The organism is Martinezella sp. CNPSo 3732 (genome assembly GCF_057784515.1).
In genome coordinates this window covers 74095-99884 of record NZ_JBXSOO010000015.1, presented here as the reverse complement: position 1 = coordinate 99884, position 25790 = coordinate 74095, and the positions used below count along the sequence as shown (strand labels likewise).

Sequence of the window (25790 nt, the reverse complement as noted above, 5' to 3'; positions counted from 1 at the left end):
GTCGCAAAACCGCTGCACACTTTTCCGCGACATGCTCTAGAGTCGGATGATTTTAGGTCGAATCGACCTAAAATCTGAATCCGTTCTAGACTCAAAGAAGCAGAGCGTGATGTCGTCCGAAACCGCCTACACTTTTTGGCATCACGCTCTATAATTCATCATCGGCATATGATGACGCGATTGTGAGCAATCGTGCCTGAATGTTGCTGGACCTGTTTCGGGTCGTGCCGCATCCTTCGGCCACTATCTGGCTTGAGGGGATGGCATGTTACAGCGATTTCCTGTCTTTGCCGTGTTTTTCCTGGTGATCGTCCTTAGCTGGAGTGTGGCCGACGCCCAGCAGAGTCCGGTTCGTCCGCAGCCCAGCCAGTGCCAGGCGATTGCGCAATCCCTGCCCAAGGCAACATTCGCCAGCTTTTCTTCTCGCGGCCCGACGCTTGCCAATGACCTGGTTAATGGCGACGTGAAGATCACCTTCCTCGGCCATGCCACGCTTTTCATCGAAACGCCGGGTGGCGTTTCCATCGCCACGGATTATAGCGGCGCTTATCCGCCACCTTACACGCCTGAGGTCGTGACGATGAACAAGGCGCATCCGAGCCACTACACGCTGACGCCGGACCCGGCGATCAAATATGTGCTGCATGGATGGAGCGACACGCCCGGAGAGCCGGCAAAGATCCGCATGACCGTCGGTGACACGTTGATCCGCAATGTCGTCACCGATATTCGCTCCTGGGGCGGTGGCATCGAGGCCAACGGCAATTCGATCTTCATCTTCGAGGTGGCGGGCCTCTGCATCGGCCATCTGGGGCATCTGCATTTCGAGCTCACCGACCAGCAATATGCCGAGATCGGCCGCCTCGATGTGGTGATGGTGCCGGTCGAGGGTGGCCTGACCATGGGAGCCGACAGCATGAGCCGCGTGGTCAAAAGGCTGCGCTCGTCGCTCATCCTGCCCATGCATCGCTGGGGTCCGCCGGTCGATCAGTTCCTGGCCCTGTTCGGTCCCGACTTCGACGTCGCCTATGCGCCGACCCCGAGCGTCACGGTGTCGGTGAAGACCTTGCCGCGCAAGCCGCTGATCTACGTGCTCAAGGGACTGTGACCATCGCAATCACCTTTGAGACCTCTCGATCGCGACCGCTCTCCATCCCCATTATCCGGCTTTTTACTTGAATGAGGGCCGCTTCGCTCTTATAAGGCAGCCCATTCCCAACAAAAGACGTGAACAGGGGTGCCATGGCTGGCCATTCACAGTTTAAAAACATCATGCACCGCAAGGGTCGTCAGGACTCTGTGCGCTCGAAAATGTTCTCGAAGCTGGCGCGCGAAATCACGGTTGCTGCCAAATCGGGCCTGCCCGACCCGACCATGAACGCGAGCCTGCGTCTGGCGATCCAGAATGCCAAGGCCCAGTCGATGCCGAAGGACAATATCGACCGCGCCATCAAGAAGGCTTCCGGTGCCGATACCGAGAATTACGATGCGATCCGTTACGAGGGCTATGGTCCGGGCGGCACGGCGATCATCGTCGAAGCGCTGACCGACAACCGCAATCGCACGGCGTCCAACGTCCGCTCGATCTTCACGAAGGCCGGCGGTGCGCTTGGCGAAACCGGGTCGGTGTCCTTCTCCTTCGATCACGTCGGCGAAATCACCTACAAGCCTTCCGCCGGCGATGCAGACAAGGTCATGGAAGCGGCAATCGAAGCCGGTGCCGATGACGTCGAAAGCGATGAAGAAGGCCATGTGATCATCTGCGCCTTCGAATCCCTCGGCGAAGTCGCCAAGGCGCTCGAAGCGACGCTCGGCGAAGCCGACACCGTCAAGGCGATCTGGCGCGCGCAGAACAACGTGCCCGTCGACGAAGAAAAGGCCCAGTCACTGATGAAGCTCATCGAAAACCTTGAAGACGATGACGACGTCCAGAACGTCTATTCGAATTTCGAAGTTTCGGAAGAAGTTCTGGCCAAGCTCTCGGCTTGACCCCGTTCGACCATTCAGAAAAGCCGGCTGCAGCAATGCGGCCGGCTTTTTTTGCTTGAGAGCATTTCCGCTTTTCTCCGAAATGCGAAAACACTCTATCGCGTTGTTTCTTTGCGCAATTCCGGGCGGAAAACCGCTACGCACTTTTCCTGGAATTGCTTTATGGCGCAGTCGCGCGGATAAAATCGTCGCGGAAGGTGGCGAGATCTGGTGCGGCGACATCGGAGACAGCCCAAAAGACCAGCCCATCCGCATGCCATTCGACGAAATTATAACCCTCCTTCTCGGCATTGGTTTTAGCTCCCGCAGCGCCCGGCCAGATGAAGAGATTGATGACATGGCCGTGCCGGCGATAGATCAGCGCCGCCACCACCCGACCATCGAGATAATCCACCCTGCCGCCGACCAAGGGGAAGCCCTGGGCTGCCAGATCGACCACGGGCGGTGAGAAATCGATCTTGCCGTTGAACCATGGTTTGACGGTGTGCTGGTCTGAGGTCAGCACGTCGGTCAGATGGTCGGCGAGCATCGAGCGCACATGGCTTGCGAGAAGCTGATCCTCGATCGTCTGGCTCTGCTGCGGCACGTTCAGCACGAGCATGAGGCTTGCCGCAAGGACGGCGAGCGACGGTACGAAGCTCCATTCGCGCACGAGCCGCCAGACACGCTGCCACGGGCTCTCCGTTTGGCTCGCGGCTGTGGTTGCGCGCCTCATCATGGATTGCTCCAGCGTCAGTGCCGCCTGCACGCGGGCATGGACGGTATCCGGCGCCTGCCATTTGACGCCCTCGCGTGCAGAAAGACGCTTGACCATCAGAGCATTCTCCATCTCGCCGGCGCAGTCCCGGCAGGTCGCCAGATGCGCCTCGAAACGGGCGGCATTGGCTGCGTCCAGTTCGCCGTCGATGAAGCCGTGCAGCAGGTCGTTCCATTCACCGTGATCATTCCCTTCAGCGCGGCTCATGGTGCCGCCCCTTTTCCTTCGAGGCTGCGCCAGACTTCGCCGAAATCGCGGCGGGCACGGGCGAGGCGCGACATGACAGTGCCGATCGGCGCATCGATGATCTCGGCGATTTCCTTGTAGGAGAGATCCTCGAGTTCGCGCAGAACCAGAACCTCGCGCATGGGATCGGGCAACCTGTTGATGACCTCGCGCACGCGCTGCGTTTCCGATTTGCGGATGAAGGCCGCCTCGGGCGTATCCTCTTCGGAGGTAGGGTCAGGGGAGGGCGAGCCTTCATCCGAATCCCATTCGTCCGTCATCGGCTGCTCATAGCGGGTCTTGCGCCGCCCCTCCTGCAGCCAGGCGTGATAGCAGTTGCGGACGATGGTGAAAGTCCAGGCGCGGGCATCGCCGTCGCGAAAGCCGCCAAAACCGCGATAGGCACGCAGATATGCCTCCTGCACGATATCCTGCGCGGCATCGGCATCGCGGCTCAGGAAGCGCGCGAAATTATAGGCGGCGTCGAGGTGCGGAATGATCGTTTGCTGGAAGCGGCGCATGCTCTCGTCGGGTGAGGCGATCGCGCGCTTTGAAGGCGCGGCATGCGACGATGGCTCTGCCGTCGCTGCGAGGACGGCGTGTTTGATCGTTTTCGGTCCAGCAAGGAGGGTGCGTAGGCGGCTTAGAAGCCACTCCAGTTTGCCAATCGCGATGTCTTGCGGCGGGCGCCAGCTCCATATCGGGAGCTCGTCGTCGAGCGTCATCGAAGTCATAAATCGGGCGTCTGTCATCATGATCCCCGCAAAACGCCGATACCGACTGTAAGCTTCGGATACGGTGCTTGCAATGTTGCCTGCGATACTAGATCGCGCCCGCGCGGATTTTATTCCCGATCGGATGCAAAAATTGCAGATCCCGGATGCGGCCGCCGAGGGCTCCACCGCTTCAATCCATGTCGGCAAAAATAATGCCATATATCTCAATGATTTGTGAGAAATCTTCGCGCGTTTGGGAATAAGCGCTCATCACCGTCGATCTTCTTCCTCAGTGGATGGTCGCAATCGCTTGCGACCTCCACCTGGCCCGAAAAGCCATAACCCTGAGGAGATATTGCGATGTTTGATATGACCCGCCGCGCCGCTCTCGGCACGGCTGCAGCCGCGGCAGCCTTCGGGCTGTCGTCGAAGCTCGAATTCATCCCGCAAGCCTTTGCCGCAACGCCGCTGGAGCCGACGGTCGGCTTCTATAAATACAAGGTCGGTTCGATCGAAGTCACGGCCATCTATGACGGCATCTGGCGCAAGCCGCACGATCCGGCCTTCATCAAGAACGCTTCCGTCGACGATACCAAGGAAGCGCTTTCCAAGGCGGGTCTGACCACCGACTTCATGCCCATTCCGCTGACCGTCGTCGTTCTCGATATCGGCGGGCGGAAGATCATGATGGATGCCGGCTCGGGTGTCGGGCAATGGCAGACCAATGCCACGCACCTGCCTGCCAACATGGCGGCCGCCGGCATCGACTACAAGAAGATCGATACGGTCATGATCTCGCATTTCCATCCGGATCACGTCTGGGGCTTGATGGAAAAGGGGACGAACGCGGCGGTCTTTCCGAATGCCGAGCTGATCGTCAACGCGGCCGAATACAATTGGTGGACCGATCCCGGCCGTGTCGACAAGCTGGCGGAGGGCCGCAAGGAGGCCGGCCGGCGCATCGCCTCCGTCTTTCCGACATGGAAGAACTGGAAGCTGGTCGAGGACAATGCCGAAGTGGTACCCGGCATCCACATGCTGGCCGCCTATGGTCATACCCCCGGTCACTCCGTCTTCCTCATCGATGGCGGCAGCGAGCAGCTGATGGTCTCGGCCGACATCATGTATGTGCCGGCGCTGCTTGCACCCCATCCGGAATGGCAAGGCGCCTACGACCAGGATGGCCCGATGGCCGTCGCCACCCGCCGCAGGCTGATCGATCGCGTCATTGCCGACAAGATCAGGATCTGCGGTTCGCATTTCCCGTTCCCGGGCTCCGGCACCTTCATCAAGGACGGCAACGCCTACGGATTCACCCCTACCATCCAGGCCTGAGCGGCCAAAAACAGGAGCAAATACCATGTTCAGACATGCCATTTTCGGGATCGCCGGCCTTTGCGCCGTCGCCATCCTTTCGGCCGCAACGGCAGGCATTGCCTTTGCCGTCGACAATATGGAATCGACCGATGCGCCGGACCTGACTTCCGTGCGTACGAAGATCGATGCGAAGGACTATGCCGGCGCGCTCACCGAGCTTCGCGATATCGCCGAGGAGCACCAGCAGGCCGATGTCTACAATCTGATGGGCTTCACCCTGCGCAAGACCGGCGACTTCAAGACGTCGCTGACCTACTACACCAAGGCGCTGGAACTGCAGCCGGACCACAAGGGTGCACACGAATATCTCGGCGAACTCTATGTCGAAACCGGCGACATGCCCAAGGCCCGCGAGCAGCTGGCAGCACTCACCAAGCTCTGCCCGGCGGGATGCGAGGAGCTTGAAGATTTGACCAAGGCGATTGCCGCTAAGAGTACCAACTAAGACCTGGCTGCAACCGATCCGGCGGCATTCCATCTGATCAGGTCGTGGGGATGCCGCCGGGGATGATCGGAGCTTAGGTGAACTTATCACGGGAAGGAGAAAGACCATGGAATTCGAAGAGGAGAATGCCATTCTGGTCAACTTCGCCGATATGGCGCTGCTGTTCGGCCGCATCCTCTTGTCGCTGCTCTTTCTGGAAGAGGGTATCGAACTTGCCAGCAATTTCGATACTGCGTTGGAGGCCATGGCCAAGCTTGGCGTCACAGCCCCCATCGCGACCGCGACCATCGTGCTGCAGCTTGGCGCCGGCTTTGCCATTGCGTTCGGGTTGATGACCCGCCTGGCGGCATTCGGTTTGGGCCTGTTCTGCTTGTTGACGGCAATGCTCTTTCACACGAACTTCGCCAGCCACAACGAATTGCTGCATTTCGAAAAGGACCTGGCGATCGCGGGCGGTATGTTTGCCCTGATCGTCGCCGGCGCCGGCAAGCTGTCGCTCGACATGCTCATCCGGCGTCATTGGAAGACGAGGCTCGTAGTTTGAGCCCGTCGATTGTCCGGTGAGCCGCGCAAAGGGGTAGGCTCACCGGTTGAATTGTTTTTCCGAGAATTAGGATACCTTTTGGAAGCTCGGAAGCGTTGCGAACAGCTCCACGGATTTCAAGCGCGCCTCGATGTCATGGATCGGCATCGAAATGATCACTTCATCGGCCTCCGTATCCTGGATGAACTGCGAAATCTTCTTTTCGGCCGTCTCAGGCGAGCCGACAATGGCATAGCGCAGCGTGTTTTCCACGTTCAGCTTTTCCATCGGCGTCCAGAAATCGTCCATGTCGCTGCGTGGGCGCGGGAAGGGACCGCGCACGTTGCGGCGGAGATTGACGAATTGCTGCTGTGCGGAGGTGAAGTGATACTGTGCTTCTTCATCCGTATCGGCCACGGCGCCCATGGCGCCGACCATGACATAGGGCTTGTCGAGCGTGGCCGAAGGCGTGAAGCGCTCGCGGTAAATGGCGATAGCATCCATCAAGGCTTCTGGCGCAAAATGCGAGGCGAAGGCATAGGGCAAGCCGAGCATGGCGGCGAGGTGGGCGCTGTAGAGGCTGGAGCCGAGCAGCCAGATAGGGATATTGGCGCCATGGCCGGGAACGGCGAGGATGATCTGATTGTCGTCTGCGGGGCTGAAGAGGTGCTGCAGCTCGACGATGTCCTGAGGAAAGCTCTGCGCGCCGGCATCTATATTGCGCCGCAGGGCCTGCGCCGTGCGCATGTCGGTGCCTGGGGCGCGGCCGAGGCCGAGATCGACGCGGCCGGGAAACAGCGCTTCCAGCGTGCCGAACTGCTCGGCAATGACCAGCGGCGAGTGGTTCGGCAGCATGACGCCGCCCGAACCGATGCGGATGCGCGAGGTTGCCGCGCCGACATGGCCGATGACGACCGACGTCGCGGCGCTGGCGACACCCGGCATGCCGTGATGCTCCGCCAGCCAGAATCGGTTGTAGCCCAGTTCTTCCGCCTTCTGCGCCATGCGCCTCGAACTGTCGAAGGATTGGCTGATAGTGCTGCCTTCGGCAACGGGAGAAAGATCGAGGATGGAAAAGGGGACCATGGCAAGAAACCTGCGTGGTGGAAAGGAGTGGTTGCTTGCACATGTAGGAGCGCCGCTTCGTCATTCCAAACCCCATCGCCGCAATTTCGTCACGATGTTTTCAGCGTGGCTCCGGCAATCGCAATCTGTGCCTTGTTTTTGTTTTGTTCACATTTTGCTGGCACATGTCGGGCCTGAAAGATAGGTTGGCTTATGCAGAATACGATTCGCATCATCGGCATCGATCCGGGCCTGCGTCGCACCGGCTGGGGTATCATCGACACCCTTGGCAATTCGCTACGCTTCGTGGCGTCGGGAACCGTGACGTCGGACGGTGACATGGATTTGGCATCCCGCCTTTGCCAGCTGCATGACGGGCTTGCCGATATCGTTCACAGCTACAAGCCGGATGAGGCCGCCGTCGAGCAGACCTTTGTCAACAAGGATGCCGTGGCGACGCTGAAGCTTGGCCAGGCGCGCGGTGTCGTTATGCTCGTGCCGGCGCGCGCTGGCCTGCCTGTCTCGGAATATGCGCCGAATGCGGTCAAAAAGGCCGTCATCGGCGTCGGCCACGGCGAGAAGCAGCAGATCCACATGATGTTGAAGATCCTGATGCCCAAGGTCGAGTTCAAGGGCAATGACGCCGCCGACGCGCTGGCTATCGCCATATGCCATGCCCATAACCGCGGCACCAGCAGACTGCGGCAGGCAGCGCTGGCGGGATAGTTTGTTCTTGACTTGTTCCCGGAGGGTCGCTAGGTATTACTGAAGAGGTATTACTATGCGCGTGACGGAAAAAGGTCAGGTGACCATCCCGAAGGAAATTCGAGACAGGCTGGGCATCACCCCAGGTTCGGAGGTTGATTTCATCGCTTCCGGCGGCGGTGCGATGCTTGTCAAGATCGGAGAGGCGTCGGATTCAGCCATTCGCGATTTCGATGATTGGCTCGAGCGCGTCAGAGGTACGATTGACCTTGGCGGCATGACAACGGACGAGTTCATGGAGTTTCTGAGAGGGCCGCGTGACGACATCGACCCTCATTGATACCAACATTTTCATCGATATCCTCGGCCCGGCTTCAGTCCAGCGACAATGGTCGGCCAAACTCTTGAAACAATGTGTCGGCGAAGGCGATCTCGTCATCAGTCCGGTGGTGTGGTCGGAACTCGCTGCCTCGCCTTTGAGCGAAGAGGAGTTGACGATCGCCTTATCCTGGCTCGATATGAAGCGCGAGGCCATACCTTTCGAGGCGGCGTTTCGAGCCGGAAAAGCGCATCGCCTCTATCGGCTTGCCGGAGGACAACGGGAAAGAACACTTCCGGATTTTCTGATCGGTGCACATGCCGAATGGCGAAGGCATAGGCTGCTGACGCGCGATGCCTCGCGCTATCGCTCCTACTTTCCTTCGCTCGACCTCATCACCCCCGAAACCCATCCCTGACGGATATCATCCATGATCGGCAAGCTGAAAGGCACAATCGAAGAAATCGGGGAAGACTATGTGCTCGTGGATGTGCATGGCGTCTGCTATGTCGCCTATTGTTCAGCCCGTACGCTGTCGAAGCTCGGCTCGGTCGGCGAGGCCTGCATTCTTTTCATCGAGACCTATGTCCGTGAAGACCAAATCCGGCTTTTCGGCTTCATGACGGCGCTGGAGCGCGAATGGTTCAATATCGTGCAGACGGTTCAGGGTGTGGGCGCGAAGGTGGCGCTGGCGCTGCTGTCGACGCTGACGCCGGCCGAACTTGCCAATGCGATCGCCTTGCAGGATCGTGCCGCCGTCTCGCGGGCGCCCGGTGTCGGCCCGAAGGTTGCCATGCGCATCGTGACGGAACTGAAGAACAAGGCTCCGGCTTTTGCCGGTGACGCCGCAAACATTCAGCTCAAGCAGGAGTTAGGGGAAGGAGTCGCATCGGCACCCGTGGCCGATGCGGTTTCGGCGCTGACCAATCTAGGCTACTCCCGTGATCAGGCTGCCAATGCCATCGCCGCGGCGATAAAGGCGGCCGGCGAGGGCGCCGATAGCGCAAAGCTGATCCGGCTCGGGCTGAAGGAACTCTCGCGGTGAGGCTTTGCACCTTCCGTAATCCTTACTATTGTCGCAAAGTCGAGAGAGCGAGCTTCGGCGCAGGAGCCGCAAAACGCATACCGGGAATGGAACCTCTGACATGAGTGAAGCCGCACGTCTTATATCGCCGGAAAAGCGGGGCGAAGACATCGATGCGACGCTCAGGCCGCAATCGCTGGACGAATTTACCGGCCAGGCGGAAGCGCGCGCCAATCTGAAGGTCTTCATCGAGGCGGCCAAGGGGCGCGGCGAGGCGCTGGACCATGTGCTGTTTGTCGGTCCGCCCGGCCTCGGCAAGACAACGCTGGCGCAGATCATGGCGAAGGAGCTCGGCGTCAATTTCCGCTCGACCTCCGGCCCGGTCATCGCCAAGGCGGGGGATCTTGCGGCGCTGCTCACCAATCTCGAGGAGCGCGACGTGCTCTTCATCGACGAAATCCACCGTCTCAACCCGGCTGTCGAAGAAATTCTCTATCCGGCGATGGAGGATTTCCAACTCGATTTGATCATCGGCGAAGGCCCGGCGGCGCGTTCGGTGAAGATCGATCTTGCCAAGTTTACACTGGTTGCTGCCACGACTCGTCTCGGCCTGCTGACGACGCCGCTGCGCGACCGTTTCGGCATTCCGGTGCGCCTGAGTTTCTATACGGTCGAAGAACTTGAACTGATCGTCCGGCGTGGTGCGAGGCTGATGGCTCTCGGCATGACCGACGAGGGCGCGCGGGAAATCGCGCGCCGCGCCCGTGGCACGCCGCGCATTGCTGGCCGACTGCTGCGCCGTGTGCGCGATTTCGCTGAGGTCGCTAAGGTCGAAGCGGTGACGCGCGAGATTGCCGACGAGGCGCTGACGCGGCTTCTCGTCGACAATGTCGGCTTCGACCAGCTCGACAAGCGCTATCTGAACATGATCGCGGTCAATTTCGGCGGCGGCCCTGTCGGTATCGAGACCATCGCCGCCGGCCTTTCGGAGCCGCGCGACGCGATCGAGGATATTATCGAGCCCTATATGATCCAGCAGGGCTTCATTCAGCGTACGCCGCGCGGCCGTGTTTTGACCGCGATCGCCTGGAAACATCTCGGCCTGCAGCCGCCCAAGGATCTGGAGGCCGCGCAGTTCGGGTTGTTCCGGGAGGACGATTAATGCTTGGCCGTCGTGCCTTCCTGAAGCTTTTCGGCGGCAGCATATTCGGATTGATGGCACTCGGGGGATATGCTCTCGGATATGAGCCGGTCGTTCGGCTGAATGTTACCCGTTACGCGCTGACCCCGCCAGGATGGACGCCTGGGCTGAAGCTCAGGATCGTCGCGCTTGCCGATTTCCATGCCTGTGAGCCGTGGATGAATGCCGAGCGCATCGCATCGATCTGTGCCCATGCCAACGAACTCGGCGGCGACATTATCGTGCTGCTTGGCGATTACACATCGGGAACCGATCTCATTACCAACCGTGTCGATCATCGCATCTGGGCGGCTGAATTGGCGAAGCTGAGGGCGCCACTTGGAGTCCATGCCATCATCGGCAATCACGACTGGTGGCATGACGCGACCGCCCAGAGGACTGGCCGGGGGCCGACTTTCAGCCATCGGGCATTGTCGGCTGTCGGCATCGAAGTCTATTCCAATCGCGCGACGTGTCTGGAAAAGGATGGGCAACGCTTCTGGCTTGCCGGCGTCGAGGATCAACTCGCCTTGCGCCGGAGCATGCGCTGGAAGCGTCCCTTCACGAAGGGCCTCGACGATCTCGGTGGCACAATGACGCAAGTGAGCGACGATGCGCCGGTGATCCTTCTCGCCCATGAGCCCGATATCTTTCCCGCTGTTCCCGAGCGTGTGTCGCTCACCCTGTCGGGACACACCCATGGCGGGCAGGTAAGAATTTTCGGCTGGTCGCCTTATTCGCCCTCGCGCTATGGCGACCGGTATGTCTATGGCCATATCGTCGAGGAGGAGCGCCATATCATCGTATCCGGCGGCCTCGGCTGCTCCATTGCGCCGGTCCGCCTCGGCGTTCCGCCTGAAATCGTCGTGATCGACGTGGGATAGGGGATCATGTCGAAACGCAAGCTCATCAGATTGAATGCCGGTTCCCAGCGCTTTCAGATGCGCGTCGCGGGGCTTGGATTTCGCGACGGCCATGTCCTGGTGCATCGCGCCGTGCATGAGACGTTCTGGACTTTTCCGGGCGGTCGGGCGGAGATCGGCGAGACCTCAGAGGAGACGTTACGGCGGGAAATGGTTGAGGAGCTTGGCGTCGAGGTTACGGTCGGGCGCCTGCTCTGGTCGGTCGAGAATTTCTTCCATTACGAAGAAATGGACTGGCATGAGCTGGGCCTCTATTACCTGATGGAAATTCCAGCCGGCTTTCCTTTCGATCCCGCGAAGATCGTGCATCGTATCCAGGATGGCGATGATGAGCTGGAGTTCAAATGGGTGCGGGCGACGCGCGAGGCGCTGGTGGCGCTCGACATCCCGCCCTATTTCATCGCCGAGGAAATCGAAAACCTGCCGCCGACGTCCCGTCATCTCGTCTGGCGGGATGGTGATCTCGACAAGGCTTGAGGAGGAGGCTTATGTCCGCTTTCGATCCGGTTCGCAGCTTTCGCAAGCTTGCCTATAACAACGCATTGGCGAATGTCCGGCTGCATCGTGCCTGTGCGGCGCTGCGGTCCGGCGAATTCGAGGCCAAGCGCGTCAGCTTCTTTCCGTCGATCAAGGCAACCCTCAATCATATCCTGACGGTGGACTGGTTCTATGTCGATGCGTTGGAGGGCGGGACTCTGGGTCTGAAGGCCTTCGACATAGAGGAGCCCCATGATCGGCTGGACGAGTTGAGCCGGGAACAGGCGAATGTCGATCGTCGGCTGGTCGCGTTCTGCGAGGCGCTGACGCCGGAGACCGCGATGCGGATCATCGATATCCAACGCGATGGACGCATCCAGCGGGAGAGGGCAGACGATGTGCTGAACCATCTGTTCCAGCATCAGACGCATCATCGCGGGCAGGTGCATGCCATGCTGGCCGGAACCAGCGTCGCGCCGCCGCAGCTCGACGAGTTCATCGTTTCCGACGATGCACGCTTCAGGGACGCGGAATTGATGGCGCTCGATTGGGACGAGACAAAGCTGATGCGCTGATACCCGCCTTTGGGTACGCCGATTTAGCCAGTGTCTCTATCGTTCGCTTGAGCAAGGGTTTTCCGCCAGCTTGCCAGCCAAGCGCACCGATTTTTGCCGTATCCATGACAGAGACCGCGCCGAGCTCCGCAGGCTGCGGCAGCGCGTGCGGACAGCCTGTCGCGCTCTGGAGGTGACTAAGGACCTCGTGTGTGTCGGTCAGAATATCCGACAGATTGAAGGCTTCACCATCTATCCGGCCGGCTTCCGTTTCCAGCAGAAGACGAACCGCACGACCGACGTCCCGGCCGTGAATTTCGGTTCCGGCGCGCGACCGAACTGGCTTGCCGCTTAGATAGTCGTCGAAGAGATCGTCCCATTTATTGGGGCGAAGATGGCCATAAACGCCCGTCGACCTGAGGCTCGCTGTGGCAAAGCCCAGCGTGGACAGAGAGAACAGCGCGTGCTCGGCATCACGTTTGATTTCGCCATAGAGCGTGTTCGGCTTCGGCGTGCTCCCCTCGGTCAGCTCCTCTCCGGCAATGCCATCGCCATAGACGGCGCGCGAGGAAAGAAAGATGCAGCGCCGGATGCCAGCCTTTCTGGCCGTCTCGAAAAGCTTCACCGTGCCGTCGAGGTTGAGGCGGCGAAAGCCTTCCGGATCATCCCCTTCGCCGCCGCGATATTTGCCGGCGGCATGGCTGAACGCGGCGTGCACGAAGAAATAGGCATCGTCGAAAGCGCCGCTCTGATTTCCTGTTGGATCAAGGCTCAAGGGGACAAAAGAGACGGGCTGCGAAAAGAGGCCCGATGGAGGCGGATTGCGCCCGCCGATCGCAATCTTGTATCCGGCTGATAGCAGCTCTTCGGCGATGTATCGGCCGACGAGGCCTGTTCCGCCCGAGATGAGGACCTTCATGCCGCAGCTCTCGGATTTGCGAGCACGGCGATATCGGGCATGTTTCGGCCGGTATGGAAGCTGTGCCAGAGGTCGATCAGCGGTTTCAGCTGTTCCGCCTTGGGATGGTTTTCCTCCCACGGCTTTTCATATTGATAGTGCAGGATCGAGATGCTGTTCCAATCCCAGAGCGCTGGCATGTTGAACCAGACATATTGCAGCATGTTCATGAATACAGGTAGGCCGTGCCAATCCGGAAAGAAGGTCTCGAGAAAGGTCTGGTCCGTGCGCCGCCAGAAGACGTCGGGACGGTCGAGGCTCTCCAGCATATGCCGGAAGGTCGCAAGCGAAGGCTTGGCAACGAAGACGCCGGAATTCAGCCGATGGAAATCGGCAAGGCTTTCATAGACATTCGGCGCTGCCGAAAATTCCGGATAGTCGAAGAGCCTGTCGACGTTTCTCAACACGAGCGCATCCGCATCGATGAAGACGCAGGTATCGTATTCGATCAGCTGCCAGAGCCTGAGCTTGCAGAAATTGTCGAGCGGCGTGTGGAAGGAGGGCTTGCGGCCCTTGGTGAAGGGAGCTGCCGTGTGCAGGTTGCTGCGGGCATGCCGCTCGTTGAAGGCATCCGACAAAGGCAGGTGCTCGACTTCGACCAGCCGGCAATCGAGCGCTGACAGCGGGGCAAGGTCGTTCTCATTGACCCCCGCCGTGTGGAGTACGACGATGTCGGCTTTCGTGCCGCTGCGCACGATCGAGCGCGCCAGCGCCAGGGCGCCCATGGCGTAATCGGCATTCGTGACGAGCGTCACGAATGCGTGCCTGGCGCGAGGCCGGGTTTGCGGACGCAATCCCTGCAGCATTTCGCTTCCAAGCATCATGACACGGACTTCAGCCTCTTGCCCTCGGGATCATGGTTGACTGTCGCGGCGAGATCCTTGGTCCAGGCCGAGACGGCTGGGACGCGCGACCGATCGACGCGGTAGGCATATTTCCTGGCGACATCGACGATTTCGCCGAGGAGCCCGGCTTCGAGCGTGATCGGCGCCAGGCCGAGATCGAGGAACTTGTCGTTCTTGACGATCAGCTCGTTCTCCGGGGCTTCCTTGCGCGGGTTCGGCAGGCGGACCACCTCAGCGCCACTCATCCTGGCGATCATCTCGGCAAGATCGCGCACGCGATGCGTTTCCGTCATCTGATTGAAGATTTCGACGCGGGCGCCGCGTGCCGGCGGGTTCTTCAGTGCCAGCTCGATGCAGCGGACCGAATCCTGGATATGGATGAAGGCGCGGGTCTGGCCGCCGGTGCCGTGTACGGTCAGGGGATAGCCGATCGCCGCCTGGATGAGGAAGCGGTTGAGCACTGTGCCATAGTCGCCGTCATAATCGAAACGGTTGATCAGCTGCTCATGCCGGCGCGTTTGCTCGGTATGCGTGCCCCAGACGATGCCCTGATGTAGGTCGGTGATCCTCAGCCCATCGTTCTTGGCGTAGAATTGAAAGAGCAGCTGATCGAGGCATTTCGTCATGTGGTAGATCGAGCCGGGATTGGCGGGGTAGAGGATTTCCTGGCTGACGGTACGGCCGTCCGTCGTATCGATGCCAACGGGCAGGTAGCCCTCTGGAATCGCTGCGCCGATCGTCGAATAGCCGTAGACGCCCATGGTGCCGAGATGCACGAGGTGGGCGTCGAGATTGAGGTCTACCAGCGCGTTCAGGAGATTATGTGTGGCGTTGACGTTGTTGTTGACCGTGTAGTTCTTGTGGCGGTCGCTTTTCATCGAATAGGGGGCGGCGCGCTGCTCTGCAAAATGCACGATCGCGTCGGGGCGATGCTCGGCCAGCCACTTCTTCAGGAGCTCATAGTCCTTGGCGAGATCGATCAGATTGAAATGGATACGGCGGCCGGTCTCGGCGTGCCAGATGCGGGTGCGTTCCTGAATCGAATCCATCGGCGTCAATGATTGCACGCCAAGTTCGGTATCGATCCATCGGCGGGAAAGATTATCGAGGATGTGGATCTCATGTCCGGCGTCGGAGAGATGAAGCGAGGTTGGCCAACCGATGAATCCGTCGCCGCCCATAATCGCTATTTTCATGAGATTTTTCCTTCTGCGCCGATCCGCGATCCGGCACCATTCCGGATAGTCGGAGTTTATGACAATTGTTCAAAGCTTGCTTGATGGCAGAACTTCGGCCAAAGAGATGCCGGACACTCAAGGAGATGCGGCAACGATGAACAGCCCCTTTCTGATAGCTGGGGAACTGGAAGCCGGAAGCCACCGGCTGGTGCAGCGAGTCTACTATGAGGATACGGATTTTTCCGGGCTCGTCTATCACGCGCGCTATCTGCATTTCCTCGAGCGGGGACGCACCGACTATCTGCGTTGTCTCGGAGTGGAACAGCGCGAACTCTTGAATGCCGATGAAGAGGGGCTGGTTTTCGTCGTCCATCGCATGGAGATCGACTTCAAGGGGCCGGCGCGCATGGATGACGTGCTGACGATCCGCACAGTTACCGAAAAGGCTGGCGGCGCCAAGATGGTGCTGTCCCAGGAGATTCGGCGCGACGATATGCTGCTGATCGCTGCGAAGGTCATCATTGCCGTGATCAATGCCAAGGGGCGCCCCCGCCGCCTGCCAGAAAAGCTCGCAGCACAGATGCTGACCGCATCGGAAAGTGCCGGTTGAGCCAAGTTCCCCTCGCTCTCCTTGACTGACGGTTTCGTCGAGGCGACGGTGACTGGCAACAGGCAGCTTGCAATAACTTGAGTTTTATGTGAAGGAATTCGCCGCGCAAGCTTTGTCTGCGTTTGCCGCCGGTTTCGTCCGGTCAGTTCTTCCCTGGAGCTAGAATAACCTTCGCTGCCGTTAAATCCTTCATGTTTCGACGCTAACATTCTTTTAACCATAATAGTGTCTTACTGGTTATGTCGGAGTTTGTGCGGTGCACGCCTTCCTTTGACCAAATTTGACGGCAAGAAGGCAGTTGTAAGCTTGGAAGGCTTGACCAGGGCGTTCAGCGGCGGCTGCCAAACAATTCTTGTGAGATCACTTTTAGCCGCCCGGTCTAGCGCCGGGCGTTTGGATTCGGGGATTTTGGATCAATGGAACAAGTAGCATTGGCAGCGGCCACCACACCGGACATCACGCTCTGGTCGCTCTTCATGCAGGCGGGCCTGGTGGTCAAGCTCGTCATGATCGGCCTGCTGGCAGCGTCCGTATGGACCTGGGCGATCGTCATCGACAAATATCTGAGCTATGCGCGAGCGCGTCGGCAGTTCGATCATTTCGAGCAGGTCTTCTGGTCCGGCCAGTCGCTCGAAGAACTCTACCGCACGCTTTCGGAGCGCAACAATACCGGCCTCAGCGCCATCTTCGTCGCGGCCATGCGCGAATGGAAGAAGTCCTTCGAGCGCGGTGCCCGTTCGCCGATCGGCCTGCAAATGCGCATCGACCGCGCCATGGACGTGACGCTGGCGCGTGAATCGGAACATCTGGTCGCCCGCCTGGGTTCGCTTGCCACCATCGGTTCGGCCGGCCCGTTCATCGGTCTCTTCGGTACCGTCGTCGGCATCATGACCTCTTTCCAGGCGATCGCCGGTTCGAAGTCGACCAACCTTGCCGTCGTTGCGCCGGGTATCGCCGAAGCGCTGCTCGCGACCGCCATCGGTCTGGTCGCCGCTATTCCCGCGGTTATCGCCTACAACAAGTTCTCGGCCGATGCCGGCAAGCTCTCGGGTCGCATGGAAGGTTTCGCGGATGAATTCTCTGCCATCCTTTCGCGCCAGATCGATGAGAAGCTGCAGCCGCGCCAGGCAGCGCAGTAAGTAGCGGACAGAACCGGAGTAATTCACATGGCAATGTCTGTTGGAGGCAAGGGTGGTGGCGGTGGCCGCCGGGGCGGTCGTCGCGGTGGAGGCCGGGGAGGCCCGATCGCCGATATCAACGTGACGCCGCTGGTCGACGTCATGCTCGTGCTGCTGATCATCTTCATGGTGGCAGCGCCGATGATGACGTCGGGCGTACCGATCGACCTGCCGCAAACGCAGGCCGGCGCACTGAACGCCCAGACCCAGCCGATCACCATCTCGATCAAGGCCGATGGCCAGGTGTTCATGCAGGAAACGCAGATCGACGTCGCCGAAATCGCCGCCAAGCTGCAGGCGATCGCGACCACGGGCTACAACGAACGCATTTTCGTGCGTGGCGACGGCAAGGCGCCTTACGGCGTGATCGCCGACGTCATGTCGCGTATCCAGGAAGCCGGTTACAAGAATATCGGCCTGGTTACGCAGCAGATAACGGATCACTGACGAACCGACATGAAGCGCAGTCTCGCCACTTCTGCTGTCATTCACATCCTGGTGCTGATCGGCGCCATGGTGACGCTGAGTGCGCCAGCGCCGCTTGAGACGCCGGAAAGCACGGCGATGGATGTCGATATCGTGACGGCGGATCAGCTGCAGCAGGGCGAGAAGAAGGCGCCGGTCACAGACCACGCCGCGCGCAAGCCGACGACCAAGCAGGATCAGGTCGCCAACGCCCAGAATACCGGCGAGAACAAGGTGGATATCAAGAACCCGGTCGTGCCGACGCAACGGCCGGAGAGCGAGACTGCGGCCCTGGCGCCGAAGAAGGTGGATGCGCCCGTTCCGCAGGACGATCCGAGGCCGAACGACGTCAAGACGATCGAGCAGAAGGAAACGGAAGCCGCCCCGAAGGAAGTGGCCGCCATTCCGCAGCAAAAACCTGACGTGACGCCGACCCCGAAGCCGGATCCCACGCCGCCGACCCCGAAGGCCGATGCAACGCCGACCCCGCCGACGCCGCAGCCGACGGAACAAGCCGAAATTCAGCTGCCAAACAACGTCCCCGTGCCGGATGTAAAGCCGCAGCCGACGCCGCCGAAGGCAGCCGAGCAGAAGCCGGAAGTAAAGCCGACGCCGAAGCCGGACGTGAAGGTCGCAGACGCCAAGCCGACGGACAAGACGACGACGCAGAGCACGAGCAAGACCACGTCGGCCGATGATGGCAAGAAGGATGCCGACAAGAAGCGCGAGTCCGCAAAGGGAGCCAAATCGACCCAGAGCGATTTCAACGAGAATGACATTGCTGCCATGCTGAACAACACCTCGTCGAAGGGCGGTGCGAAACGTTCGTCCCAGCAGGCTTCAGCCGGTGCTGATACGCAGGTTGCTTCGCGCGGTGGGATGAAATCGCTCGGCGGCGGCAAGCTCAGCCAGAGCCAGAAGGACGGTTTGCGCGATCTGATTGGTAAGAACTGGAATGTTGTCCCCGGCATGGAAGGGGCGAGCGATGTCACGATCAAGGTTCATGTTCGTCTCGACAAGTCAGGCCAGATTGTCGGTACACCGGACGTTTCCGTCAGCGGCGGCCCGGCTACGACGCAGCAAGCACTAAGGGGCGCCGCAGAGCGTGCGGTGCTGAAAAGCCGTGCCGATCTACAAAAGGAAGTGAACGCCGGAGGATTGTTGCCGCCGGACAAATATGATGGCGCGGATGGCTGGAACGAGCTGGTGCTCAACTTCGACCCGAGAGACTTGGGGCTATGATGCGGGAAATGCAGCTTTCAATGAACCACTGTTGCAAGCCGAAGGTTACCGTAACCGGTGGTCCCAAGGCCACGCAGCAAGCCATCGCGGTAAGCGCGATGCGAGCCGTACTTCGGGCTGCTCCATTCAAGAATCTGCCAACAGATCAATATGACGACTGGAAAGAAGTCACCCTCAACTTCGAACCGGCTCTCTGACGAATAATGCTGAAAGGCTTGGCACATATGATCAGAAAATCCTTCGTCCGCCTCCTGCTGGTGCTAGCAGGCCTGATAGCTGTGGCATCCACTCCGGCCTATGCCGTGGTCGAGCTCAATATCAACAAGGGCAATGTCCAGCCCATGCCGATCGCTATCACCGATCTTCTGTCGAATGATACGCTCGGCCCGCAGATCTCGAGCGTGATCGCTGCCGATCTGCAGCGCTCCGGATTGTTCGCTCCGATCAACAAGCAGGCCTTCATCGAGAAGATCACCAATCCGGATTCGACCCCGCGCTTCCAGGACTGGACCTCGATCAACGCGCAGGCTCTCGTGACTGGCCGCGTGACGCAGGAAGGCGGCCGCCTTCGCGCCGAATTCCGCCTCTGGGATACGTTCGGCAACAGCCAGATGATCGGTCAGCAGTTCTTCGCTCAGCCGGATAACTGGCGCCGTGTCGCGCACATCATCGCCGATGCGATCTATCAGAAGATCACCGGCGAAAAGGGCTATTTCGATACCCGCGTCGTTTTCGTCGCCGAAAGCGGCCCGAAGACGGCCCGCAAGACTCAGCTCGGCATCATGGACCAGGACGGCGCCAACGCGCGCATGCTGACCGACGGCAGCGACCTGGTACTGACGCCGCGCTTCTCGCCCAACCGTCAGGAAGTGACTTACATGTCCTTCGCCAACCAGCAGCCGCGCGTCTATCTGCTGCAGCTGCAGACGGGCCAGCGCGAACTGGTCGGCAACTTCCCCGGCATGACCTTCTCGCCACGCTTCTCGCCGGACGGGCAGCGAGTGATCATGAGCCTGCAGCAGGAAGGCAACGCCAATATCTATACGATGGACCTGCGTTCGCGCACCACGACGCGCCTGACGTCTACGGCCGCGATCGATACCTCGCCGTCTTACTCGCCTGATGGTACGCAGGTTGCCTTCGAAAGCGACCGTGGCGGCCAGCCGCAGATCTACATCATGAATGCCGACGGTTCAAATCAGCGCCGCATCTCCTTCGGTAATGGCTCCTATTCCACGCCGGTCTGGTCGCCGCGTGGCGATCTGATCGCCTTCACCAAACGGGCCGGCGGCAACTTTTCCATCGGCGTCATGAAGCCGGATGGTTCCGGCGAACGAATCCTGACCTCGGGCTCTTACAGTGAGGGACCGACCTGGGCGCCGAACGGCCGCGTCATCATGTTCTTCCGTGCCCCGTCCGGCGCAAGCGGCCCGCAAATTTATTCGATCGACCTTACCGGCTATAACGAACAGAAGATCCCGACCCCGGGCTTTGCTTCGGACCCTGCATGGTCGCCGCTTCTCGAGTAATGAAAGGCTCGCCACTTTATCGCCGCAAAGTCCTGTGACTGGACCGTTTCGCGACAATTTTAGGACATCATTAACCATACTTGTTGGAATCGGATTAACCTACCCCGGTTACAGTCTGGCAACCCTGATAGAGACTTATAGGAGAGACCGGCCATGAGCCGTACCGCAACCCAGGCCGCTGGCCACATGCAAAACCTCGCACGCAACCCGATCATGATCGCGCTTTTCGTTGGCCTTTCTCTGGCCGGCTGCGCTTCCAAGAAGGGTCTGCCGAACGATGCCAACGGTCTTGGCCTGAACGGTGCCGGCAATGCTACTCCGGGCTCGCCGCAGGACTTCACGGTTAATGTCGGCGATCGCGTTTTCTTCGTTGTTGATAGTTCTTCCATCAGCTCCGAGGCTGCCCAGACGCTCGATCGTCAGGCCCAGTGGCTCGCTCGCTATCCGAACTACTCCATCACGGTCGAAGGTCACGCCGACGAGACCGGTACTCGCGAGTACAACCTTGCTCTTGGCGCACGCCGCGCTGCAGCTGCGAAAAGCTACCTCGCTTCGCGCGGTGTTCCCGCGAACCGCATGAAGACGATTTCCTACGGCAAGGAGCGTCCGGTCGCTACCTGCGACAACGAATCCTGCTGGTCGCAGAACCGTCGCGCCGTCACCGTGCTCAACGGCGCCGGCTCCTGATAAGCGAACAAAGACCGATCGAAATGCAAAAGGCGGCTTCTTGGCCGCCTTTACTTTTTTGACCACACTTTGGCCGAACTCCGTTGCTTTTTGAGAGTAATTGTAAAAATCTCCTGTTCGAGCCCTCCGGCCCGAAGAATCAATAGGACAGGAAGATCCATATGAAAAAACTTGTCGTGGCGAGCATGCTTTGTCTCGCTGCCGTCATGGGTAGCGAACGCGATGCTTCTGCCTTGTCGTTGTTCGGAATCCATCTCGGGAGCCGTGAGGCTTCTGCGCAATCGGCTTCCGGCAATTCCCAAAGACAAGCACAATACGGCCAGGCACCGGTCATCAACGTTCAAAACAGCGATGCCGAAGTTCGCCTGCAACAGCTTGAGGACCAGATGCGCCAGCTGAATGGCCGTGTCGAGGAAATGAGCTATCAGCTGCTGCAGATGCAGGAGACGATCCGCAAGGCGCAGGAAGACAACGAATTCCGCTTCCAGCAGCTTGAAAAGCGCGGTGGCGGCGGTGCTGCCGCGCCCGCTGCCGGCGGTACGATGAAGAAGAGCGAAGCCGATGTGCCCGCGCAGACTGGCGGCGGTCAGCAGGACGATATTGCCGGCGTTATCACCGATTCGCAGAACGGCAGCGCCGCTCCGCGCGGCGCCGGCGGTGGCAAGCCGCCGAGCCAGCTTGGCTCCATCCAGTTCGATCAGGGCGGCGACCAGATCGGTTCCTCGATGACGGGAGCCAACAATGGTTCGGGTGCGCCGCCAAGTGCGGGCTCCGGCTCGCAGACGGCTTCGCTCGGCAGCGAGAACGACCAATACAAGGCTGCTTACGGCCATGTTCTGTCCGGCGACTATAGCGTCGCCGAACAGGAGTTCCGCCAGTATCTGAACAGCTACCCGAGCAGCTCTCGGTCTGCGGATGCGAATTTCTGGCTCGGTGAAGCGCTTTATTCGCAAGGCAAGTATAACGAGGCTGCCAAGACCTTTCTGAATGCGCATCAGAAATATAGCACGTCAGAAAAGGCGCCCGAAATGCTGCTGAAACTCGGGATGTCGCTTGCGGCGCTCGACAACAAGGATACGGCCTGCGCCACGCTTCGCGAAGTGAACAAGCGTTATCCGAAGGCCTCCAAGGCTGTGACCGGCAAGGTTGCCAGCGAAGAGAAGCGGCTTGCCTGCTGATTGCCATGCCCATTGACGCTGTGACCGGCGGCGCCACAGTCCTGATGCCCGAAGCCGCCGCGGCGGAATTTCTTCAAACTCTTTCGAAGCCTGCTCACATTCTGGTCGCCGTTTCCGGCGGCAGCGATTCCACCGGGCTTCTGATTGCCCTTGCCGAGCGGCTGAAATCCCATCCTCGCAAAGATATTACTCTGAGTGCTGCGACCATCGATCATGGTCTGCGCGCCGCAGCAGCAGATGAAGCGCGCGAGGTCGCCGCACTCTGCGCCTCGCGCGGCATTTCCCATTTCGTCCGCCGCTGGGAGGGCGAGAAGCCTCCGACCGGCATTATGGCCGCAGCGCGTGAGGCGCGCTACGCACTGCTCGCAGACTTGGCCTCCGACGTTTCGGCTGATGTGATCGTAACAGCCCACACGCTTGATGATCAGCGCGAGACGATGGCCATGCGTAGCATGCGCCGCGGGCAGGGCGGCCATGGCACAGGCATTGCCGATGCGGTCTTGTTCGATCGGCGCATCTGGATCGTCAGGCCGCTTCTCGCCTGCCGGCGCGCAGATATCAGGGTCTTTCTCAAGGCGCATGGCGTATCCTGGTTCGACGACCCGAGCAATGAGGACATAAAATACGAGCGTGTGCGTACGCGCAGAGATCTCGAAGCAGAGCCGATGGCGAACGTGCCTGGGGATGGCGGCGCCGATCGCGCAGCTCTTTCCGAGAGAGCGGCTGCATGGCTCGATGATTGGGTCACAATTCACGCACAGGCGTTTTGTGTCGTCGATCGAGCCGGACTTTCGGCAGATCGGGCTGCTGTCGCTTATGCGCTTTCCTATCTTGCGGCCGTCTTCGGCGGCAAGGCGTATGGGCCTGGACATGTGCAAATGGAACGCGTTCTCGAATTTGTGAACGGTGCCAGCCCCGGTCGACGTACGGCCGGCGGCGTGGTCTTCGACCTCAGGCGCGACGGACTCTATCTTATGCGGGAAAGCCGCAATATCGCGCCACTGAAGCTGTTGCCGGGGGCGAAAGGCATTTGGGACGGTCGTTTCGAGATCAGCAATTTGGGCAAGGCCCCGGTTCGCGTCATCGCTGCAGGCACGGAAAATATGACGATTTTTCCGGCGACTATGCCGAAAGGCGTGGTGCTGCGCGCTCGGGCGGCGATGCCGCTCGCGGTGACGGAAGGGGAAGCAAAGGCGGCAGCGGTGACGGTCGTGCCATATCTTGCGCCCTTCGACCGCTTTTTGACACGATTCGACCTCACATTCGCCAATCGCCTTTCCGCGGCTTTTGGCCGCGAAGCCTATATGCGGCTGCCGCTTTCGGTCCTATAGACGGAAAAAACATGCGGCGATGCGGTTTGCCTTGGCAAGGGCTTGGCGCAACCCTATGTTAGGGATCAAGTAATGCCGTCGCTTAAGCGGCGGGAGTTTCAGTGCTGGGGAGTTCGATGAACCCTAATTTTCGTAATTTCGCTCTGTGGGCAATCATAGCTCTACTGTTGATTGCCCTGTTCAGCATGTTTCAGAACGCGCCGGCACAAACAGGCTCCAGGGAAATACCGTATTCGCAGTTCCTTCGGGAAGTTGATTCCGGCCGCGTTCGTGACGTGACTGTCACGGGCAACCGCGTCGTCGGCAGCTATGTCGAAAACGGCACGCCCTTCCAGACCTATGCACCGGTCGTAGATGACAGCCTGCTTGAACGCCTGCAAAGCAAGAACGTCAACATCGTCGGCCGTCCGGAATCGGATGGCTCCTCGAGCTTCCTGAGCTATCTCGGCACGCTTCTGCCGATGCTCCTGATCCTCGGCGTCTGGCTGTTCTTCATGCGTCAGATGCAGGGCGGCTCGCGCGGCGCCATGGGCTTCGGCAAGTCGAAGGCCAAGCTTCTGACGGAAGCGCATGGCCGCGTTACCTTCGATGACGTCGCCGGTGTCGATGAAGCCAAGCAGGATCTGGAAGAAATCGTCGAATTCCTGCGTGATCCGCAGAAGTTCCAGCGTCTTGGTGGCCGTATCCCGCGTGGCGTTCTGCTCGTCGGACCTCCCGGCACCGGTAAGACGCTTCTGGCGCGCGCCATCGCCGGCGAAGCCAATGTGCCGTTCTTCACCATTTCCGGTTCCGACTTCGTCGAAATGTTCGTCGGTGTCGGTGCAAGCCGTGTCCGTGACATGTTCGAGCAGGCGAAGAAGAATGCACCTTGCATTATCTTCATCGACGAAATCGACGCCGTCGGCCGCCATCGTGGTGCCGGTCTTGGCGGCGGTAACGATGAGCGCGAACAGACGCTCAACCAGCTGCTGGTCGAGATGGACGGCTTCGAGGCCAATGAAGGCATCATCCTGATCGCGGCGACCAACCGTCCCGATGTTCTCGACCCCGCTCTGCTGCGTCCGGGCCGTTTCGACCGTCAGGTCGTGGTGCCGAACCCGGATATCGTCGGCCGCGAACGCATCCTCAAGGTTCACGCCCGCAACGTGCCGCTGGCTCCCAATGTCGATCTGAAGACGCTTGCACGCGGTACGCCCGGTTTCTCCGGTGCGGACCTCATGAACCTCGTCAACGAAGCCGCCCTCATGGCCGCCCGCCGCAACAAGCGTCTGGTGACCATGCAGGAATTCGAAGACGCCAAGGACAAGATCATGATGGGCGCCGAGCGCCGCTCTTCGGCCATGACGGAAGCGGAAAAGAAGCTCACCGCATATCACGAAGCCGGTCACGCCATTACGGCGCTCAACGTCGCCGTTGCCGATCCACTGCACAAGGCGACCATCATTCCGCGCGGCCGTGCTCTCGGCATGGTCATGCAGCTCCCCGAGGGTGACCGCTACTCGATGAGCTACAAGTGGATGGTCTCGCGCCTCTGCATCATGATGGGCGGCCGTGTTGCCGAGGAACTGACCTTCGGCAAGGAGAACATCACGTCAGGCGCATCCTCCGATATCGAGCAGGCCACCAAGCTTGCCCGTGCGATGGTCACGCAATGGGGCTTCTCCGACGAACTCGGCCAGGTCGCCTATGGTGAGAACCAGCAGGAGGTTTTCCTGGGCCACTCTGTATCGCAATCGAAGAATGTCTCCGAGGCGACAGCTCAGAAGATCGATAATGAGGTTCGCCGTCTGATCGACGAAGCCTATCGTCAGGCCAAGGACATCCTTACCTCCAAGCACGACGAGTTCGTTGCGCTGGCGGAAGGCCTGCTCGAATACGAGACGTTGACCGGCGAGGAAATCAAGGCGCTGATCCGTGGCGAGAAGCCAGCACGCGACCTCGGTGACGATACGCCGCCGAGCCGTGGTTCGGCCGTGCCGAAGACCGGCGCCAAGAAGGACGGTTCACTCGGCGCCAAGGGCGATGAACCCGAAGGCGGTTTCGAGCCGCAGCCGCGCTAAGGGCGCGAGGCGTTCAAATCTCGGTTGAGAGGCCAGCCACCTGTTTCAGGTGACTGGCCTTTTGTTTAGGAAATGACAGAAGGAGATAATGCTTCTGATGTTGATCGGCGCCTGTGGCAACCAGCGGGTGGGGCAAAGTAATGCGGACGCAGTAGGCTGTGAATTGGACTATTGTCGGTCTCGACCTGGTGCAGTTTTTTAGTGCTTATTAATGGTAACGCGTTGTAATAGGCGTTCTCGGTAATTTAAG

29 protein-coding genes are annotated in these 25790 nt (G+C 59.9%); 23 read left to right on the top strand and 6 right to left on the bottom strand.

Annotated elements, in window-relative coordinates; translation table 11 throughout:
• Positions 1 to 265: 265 nt before the first annotated feature.
• Together AC13RM_RS22245 and AC13RM_RS22240 are read left to right on the top strand one after the other, a co-directional pair.
• Entirely contained in the window at positions 266 to 1108 is an 843-nt protein-coding gene (locus AC13RM_RS22245) for an MBL fold metallo-hydrolase (protein WP_374816382.1), read from the top strand.
• A 134-nt stretch (positions 1109 to 1242) separates the two neighbouring features.
• A complete protein-coding gene (locus AC13RM_RS22240) occupies positions 1243 to 1989 on the top strand; it encodes a YebC/PmpR family DNA-binding transcriptional regulator (RefSeq protein WP_374816381.1) in 747 nt (248 codons plus the stop codon).
• A 160-nt stretch (positions 1990 to 2149) separates the two neighbouring features.
• On the opposite strand, the gene AC13RM_RS22235 is transcribed toward AC13RM_RS22240, so the two are convergent.
• Together AC13RM_RS22235 and AC13RM_RS22230 are read right to left on the bottom strand one after the other, a co-directional pair.
• Positions 2150 to 2953 (bottom strand): anti-sigma factor family protein, encoded by an 804-nt coding sequence (locus AC13RM_RS22235; protein ID WP_374816380.1) that lies wholly within the window; start codon positions 2951 to 2953, stop codon positions 2150 to 2152.
• Positions 2950 to 3705, bottom strand: a complete 756-nt coding sequence (locus tag AC13RM_RS22230; RefSeq protein WP_374816563.1) for a sigma-70 family RNA polymerase sigma factor — start codon at positions 3703 to 3705, stop codon at positions 2950 to 2952. Before AC13RM_RS22230 ends, AC13RM_RS22235 begins: the two co-directional genes overlap by 4 nt.
• 73 nt (positions 3706 to 3778) lie before the next feature.
• On the opposite strand from AC13RM_RS22230, the gene AC13RM_RS22225 reads away from it, so the two are divergent.
• From AC13RM_RS22225 to AC13RM_RS22210, 4 genes are all read left to right on the top strand, one after another.
• Positions 3779 to 3925, top strand: a complete 147-nt coding sequence (locus AC13RM_RS22225) for a hypothetical protein (RefSeq protein WP_374816379.1) — start codon at positions 3779 to 3781, stop codon at positions 3923 to 3925.
• A 122-nt stretch (positions 3926 to 4047) separates the two neighbouring features.
• On the top strand, positions 4048 to 5022 hold the full coding sequence (locus tag AC13RM_RS22220) for an MBL fold metallo-hydrolase (RefSeq protein ID WP_374816378.1): 975 nt from the start codon (positions 4048 to 4050) through the stop codon (positions 5020 to 5022).
• A gap of 25 nt (positions 5023 to 5047) precedes the next feature.
• Positions 5048 to 5509: a tetratricopeptide repeat protein gene (locus AC13RM_RS22215; RefSeq protein WP_374816377.1), complete on the top strand. Its 462-nt coding sequence runs from the start codon at positions 5048 to 5050 to the stop codon at positions 5507 to 5509.
• Positions 5510 to 5615: 106 nt separating this feature from the next.
• Entirely contained in the window at positions 5616 to 6053 is a 438-nt protein-coding gene (locus tag AC13RM_RS22210) for a DoxX family protein (protein WP_488555567.1), read from the top strand.
• A gap of 66 nt (positions 6054 to 6119) precedes the next feature.
• Here the strand turns inward: AC13RM_RS22210 and AC13RM_RS22205 are convergent, their stop codons facing one another.
• Positions 6120 to 7118: an LLM class flavin-dependent oxidoreductase gene (locus AC13RM_RS22205; protein ID WP_488555566.1), complete on the bottom strand. Its 999-nt coding sequence runs from the start codon at positions 7116 to 7118 to the stop codon at positions 6120 to 6122.
• 192 nt (positions 7119 to 7310) lie between these two features.
• Here AC13RM_RS22205 and ruvC point away from each other — a divergent pair, with 192 nt between their 5' ends.
• The 8 genes from ruvC to AC13RM_RS22165 all read left to right on the top strand — a co-directional run bounded on the left by ruvC (position 7311) and on the right by AC13RM_RS22165 (position 12300).
• The gene (ruvC, locus tag AC13RM_RS22200; protein ID WP_095435719.1) at positions 7311 to 7823 is read left to right on the top strand and encodes a crossover junction endodeoxyribonuclease RuvC; all 513 of its coding nucleotides are present in this window, start codon (positions 7311 to 7313) and stop codon (positions 7821 to 7823) included.
• Positions 7824 to 7878: 55 nt separating this feature from the next.
• Complete coding sequence (locus tag AC13RM_RS22195; protein ID WP_488555565.1) at positions 7879 to 8142, top strand: AbrB/MazE/SpoVT family DNA-binding domain-containing protein; 264 nt, start codon at positions 7879 to 7881, stop codon at positions 8140 to 8142.
• Positions 8120 to 8539 carry a type II toxin-antitoxin system VapC family toxin gene (locus AC13RM_RS22190; RefSeq protein ID WP_113231692.1) on the top strand — a complete coding sequence of 140 codons (420 nt, stop codon included), beginning with the start codon at positions 8120 to 8122 and terminating at the stop codon, positions 8537 to 8539. The genes AC13RM_RS22195 and AC13RM_RS22190 overlap by 23 nt, the downstream gene beginning before the upstream one ends.
• Positions 8540 to 8551: 12 nt before the next feature.
• Entirely contained in the window at positions 8552 to 9166 is a 615-nt protein-coding gene (gene ruvA, locus AC13RM_RS22185; RefSeq protein ID WP_095435717.1) for a Holliday junction branch migration protein RuvA, read from the top strand.
• Positions 9167 to 9266: 100 nt separating this feature from the next.
• Positions 9267 to 10307 (top strand): Holliday junction branch migration DNA helicase RuvB, encoded by a 1041-nt coding sequence (ruvB, locus tag AC13RM_RS22180; protein ID WP_440479286.1) that lies wholly within the window; start codon positions 9267 to 9269, stop codon positions 10305 to 10307.
• Complete coding sequence (locus AC13RM_RS22175; RefSeq protein WP_488555564.1) at positions 10307 to 11209, top strand: metallophosphoesterase; 903 nt, start codon at positions 10307 to 10309, stop codon at positions 11207 to 11209. The genes ruvB and AC13RM_RS22175 overlap by 1 nt, the downstream gene beginning before the upstream one ends.
• Before the next feature lie 6 nt (positions 11210 to 11215).
• Positions 11216 to 11725: an NUDIX hydrolase gene (locus AC13RM_RS22170; protein WP_440479288.1), complete on the top strand. Its 510-nt coding sequence runs from the start codon at positions 11216 to 11218 to the stop codon at positions 11723 to 11725.
• Positions 11726 to 11736: 11 nt separating this feature from the next.
• Positions 11737 to 12300, top strand: a complete 564-nt coding sequence (locus tag AC13RM_RS22165; RefSeq protein WP_285172901.1) for a DinB family protein — start codon at positions 11737 to 11739, stop codon at positions 12298 to 12300.
• On the opposite strand, the gene AC13RM_RS22160 is transcribed toward AC13RM_RS22165, so the two are convergent.
• The 3 genes from AC13RM_RS22160 to AC13RM_RS22150 are packed head-to-tail and all read right to left on the bottom strand — an operon-like array spanning position 12245 to position 15278.
• Positions 12245 to 13198 (bottom strand): NAD-dependent epimerase/dehydratase family protein, encoded by a 954-nt coding sequence (locus AC13RM_RS22160; protein ID WP_440479289.1) that lies wholly within the window; start codon positions 13196 to 13198, stop codon positions 12245 to 12247. The genes AC13RM_RS22165 and AC13RM_RS22160 overlap by 56 nt on opposite strands.
• The gene (locus tag AC13RM_RS22155; protein WP_440479363.1) at positions 13195 to 14058 is read right to left on the bottom strand and encodes a glycosyltransferase; all 864 of its coding nucleotides are present in this window, start codon (positions 14056 to 14058) and stop codon (positions 13195 to 13197) included. Before AC13RM_RS22155 ends, AC13RM_RS22160 begins: the two co-directional genes overlap by 4 nt.
• Complete coding sequence (locus tag AC13RM_RS22150; protein WP_488555563.1) at positions 14058 to 15278, bottom strand: NAD-dependent epimerase/dehydratase family protein; 1221 nt, start codon at positions 15276 to 15278, stop codon at positions 14058 to 14060. The genes AC13RM_RS22155 and AC13RM_RS22150 overlap by 1 nt, the downstream gene beginning before the upstream one ends.
• Positions 15279 to 15414: 136 nt before the next feature.
• Here AC13RM_RS22150 and ybgC point away from each other — a divergent pair, with 136 nt between their 5' ends.
• From ybgC to ftsH, 9 genes are all read left to right on the top strand, one after another.
• Positions 15415 to 15870, top strand: a complete 456-nt coding sequence (gene ybgC / locus AC13RM_RS22145) for a tol-pal system-associated acyl-CoA thioesterase (protein ID WP_069611881.1) — start codon at positions 15415 to 15417, stop codon at positions 15868 to 15870.
• A gap of 416 nt (positions 15871 to 16286) precedes the next feature.
• Positions 16287 to 17009 (top strand): protein TolQ, encoded by a 723-nt coding sequence (tolQ, locus tag AC13RM_RS22140; RefSeq protein ID WP_047629119.1) that lies wholly within the window; start codon positions 16287 to 16289, stop codon positions 17007 to 17009.
• Positions 17010 to 17036: 27 nt separating this feature from the next.
• On the top strand, positions 17037 to 17495 hold the full coding sequence (tolR, locus tag AC13RM_RS22135; RefSeq protein ID WP_174171965.1) for a protein TolR: 459 nt from the start codon (positions 17037 to 17039) through the stop codon (positions 17493 to 17495).
• 9 nt (positions 17496 to 17504) lie between these two features.
• A complete protein-coding gene (locus AC13RM_RS22130) occupies positions 17505 to 18755 on the top strand; it encodes a hypothetical protein (RefSeq protein WP_488555562.1) in 1251 nt (416 codons plus the stop codon).
• Positions 18756 to 18958: 203 nt separating this feature from the next.
• Positions 18959 to 20284 carry a Tol-Pal system beta propeller repeat protein TolB gene (gene tolB / locus AC13RM_RS22125; RefSeq protein ID WP_374816365.1) on the top strand — a complete coding sequence of 442 codons (1326 nt, stop codon included), beginning with the start codon at positions 18959 to 18961 and terminating at the stop codon, positions 20282 to 20284.
• Between the two features lie 153 nt (positions 20285 to 20437).
• Positions 20438 to 20971, top strand: a complete 534-nt coding sequence (gene pal / locus AC13RM_RS22120) for a peptidoglycan-associated lipoprotein Pal (RefSeq protein ID WP_113231701.1) — start codon at positions 20438 to 20440, stop codon at positions 20969 to 20971.
• A gap of 161 nt (positions 20972 to 21132) precedes the next feature.
• A complete protein-coding gene (gene ybgF, locus AC13RM_RS22115; RefSeq protein ID WP_488555561.1) occupies positions 21133 to 22149 on the top strand; it encodes a tol-pal system protein YbgF in 1017 nt (338 codons plus the stop codon).
• Positions 22150 to 22154: 5 nt separating this feature from the next.
• Complete coding sequence (tilS, locus tag AC13RM_RS22110) at positions 22155 to 23480, top strand: tRNA lysidine(34) synthetase TilS (protein ID WP_488555560.1); 1326 nt, start codon at positions 22155 to 22157, stop codon at positions 23478 to 23480.
• A 116-nt stretch (positions 23481 to 23596) separates the two neighbouring features.
• Complete coding sequence (gene ftsH / locus AC13RM_RS22105) at positions 23597 to 25540, top strand: ATP-dependent zinc metalloprotease FtsH (RefSeq protein ID WP_113231704.1); 1944 nt, start codon at positions 23597 to 23599, stop codon at positions 25538 to 25540.
• Positions 25541 to 25790 lie beyond the last annotated feature (250 nt).

Bases quoted from the DNA above. Each gene is read 5' to 3' on its own strand.
- AC13RM_RS22240 (WP_374816381.1), top strand. From the start codon at position 1,243: ATGGCTGGCCATTCACAGTTTAAAAACATCATGCACCGCAAGGGTCGT.
- AC13RM_RS22130 (WP_488555562.1), top strand. From the start codon at position 17,505: ATGAAGCGCAGTCTCGCCACTTCTGCTGTCATTCACATCCTGGTGCTG.
- ybgC (WP_069611881.1), top strand. From the start codon at position 15,415: ATGAACAGCCCCTTTCTGATAGCTGGGGAACTGGAAGCCGGAAGCCAC.
- AC13RM_RS22155 (WP_440479363.1), bottom strand. From the start codon at position 14,058: ATGCTTGGAAGCGAAATGCTGCAGGGATTGCGTCCGCAAACCCGGCCT.
- AC13RM_RS22210 (WP_488555567.1), top strand. From the start codon at position 5,616: ATGGAATTCGAAGAGGAGAATGCCATTCTGGTCAACTTCGCCGATATG.
- AC13RM_RS22165 (WP_285172901.1), top strand. From the start codon at position 11,737: ATGTCCGCTTTCGATCCGGTTCGCAGCTTTCGCAAGCTTGCCTATAAC.
- AC13RM_RS22235 (WP_374816380.1), bottom strand. From the start codon at position 2,953: ATGAGCCGCGCTGAAGGGAATGATCACGGTGAATGGAACGACCTGCTG.
- AC13RM_RS22150 (WP_488555563.1), bottom strand. From the start codon at position 15,278: ATGAAAATAGCGATTATGGGCGGCGACGGATTCATCGGTTGGCCAACC.
- AC13RM_RS22245 (WP_374816382.1), top strand. From the start codon at position 266: ATGTTACAGCGATTTCCTGTCTTTGCCGTGTTTTTCCTGGTGATCGTC.
- tolQ (WP_047629119.1), top strand. From the start codon at position 16,287: ATGGAACAAGTAGCATTGGCAGCGGCCACCACACCGGACATCACGCTC.
- AC13RM_RS22195 (WP_488555565.1), top strand. From the start codon at position 7,879: ATGCGCGTGACGGAAAAAGGTCAGGTGACCATCCCGAAGGAAATTCGA.
- ruvC (WP_095435719.1), top strand. From the start codon at position 7,311: ATGCAGAATACGATTCGCATCATCGGCATCGATCCGGGCCTGCGTCGC.
- AC13RM_RS22220 (WP_374816378.1), top strand. From the start codon at position 4,048: ATGTTTGATATGACCCGCCGCGCCGCTCTCGGCACGGCTGCAGCCGCG.
- AC13RM_RS22175 (WP_488555564.1), top strand. From the start codon at position 10,307: ATGCTTGGCCGTCGTGCCTTCCTGAAGCTTTTCGGCGGCAGCATATTC.
- pal (WP_113231701.1), top strand. From the start codon at position 20,438: ATGAGCCGTACCGCAACCCAGGCCGCTGGCCACATGCAAAACCTCGCA.
- AC13RM_RS22170 (WP_440479288.1), top strand. From the start codon at position 11,216: ATGTCGAAACGCAAGCTCATCAGATTGAATGCCGGTTCCCAGCGCTTT.
- AC13RM_RS22230 (WP_374816563.1), bottom strand. From the start codon at position 3,705: ATGACTTCGATGACGCTCGACGACGAGCTCCCGATATGGAGCTGGCGC.
- tolR (WP_174171965.1), top strand. From the start codon at position 17,037: ATGGCAATGTCTGTTGGAGGCAAGGGTGGTGGCGGTGGCCGCCGGGGC.
- tilS (WP_488555560.1), top strand. From the start codon at position 22,155: ATGCCCATTGACGCTGTGACCGGCGGCGCCACAGTCCTGATGCCCGAA.
- AC13RM_RS22225 (WP_374816379.1), top strand. From the start codon at position 3,779: ATGTTGCCTGCGATACTAGATCGCGCCCGCGCGGATTTTATTCCCGAT.
- ruvB (WP_440479286.1), top strand. From the start codon at position 9,267: ATGAGTGAAGCCGCACGTCTTATATCGCCGGAAAAGCGGGGCGAAGAC.
- ybgF (WP_488555561.1), top strand. From the start codon at position 21,133: ATGAAAAAACTTGTCGTGGCGAGCATGCTTTGTCTCGCTGCCGTCATG.
- tolB (WP_374816365.1), top strand. From the start codon at position 18,959: ATGCTGAAAGGCTTGGCACATATGATCAGAAAATCCTTCGTCCGCCTC.
- AC13RM_RS22205 (WP_488555566.1), bottom strand. From the start codon at position 7,118: ATGGTCCCCTTTTCCATCCTCGATCTTTCTCCCGTTGCCGAAGGCAGC.
- ftsH (WP_113231704.1), top strand. From the start codon at position 23,597: ATGAACCCTAATTTTCGTAATTTCGCTCTGTGGGCAATCATAGCTCTA.
- ruvA (WP_095435717.1), top strand. From the start codon at position 8,552: ATGATCGGCAAGCTGAAAGGCACAATCGAAGAAATCGGGGAAGACTAT.
- AC13RM_RS22215 (WP_374816377.1), top strand. From the start codon at position 5,048: ATGTTCAGACATGCCATTTTCGGGATCGCCGGCCTTTGCGCCGTCGCC.
- AC13RM_RS22160 (WP_440479289.1), bottom strand. From the start codon at position 13,198: ATGAAGGTCCTCATCTCGGGCGGAACAGGCCTCGTCGGCCGATACATC.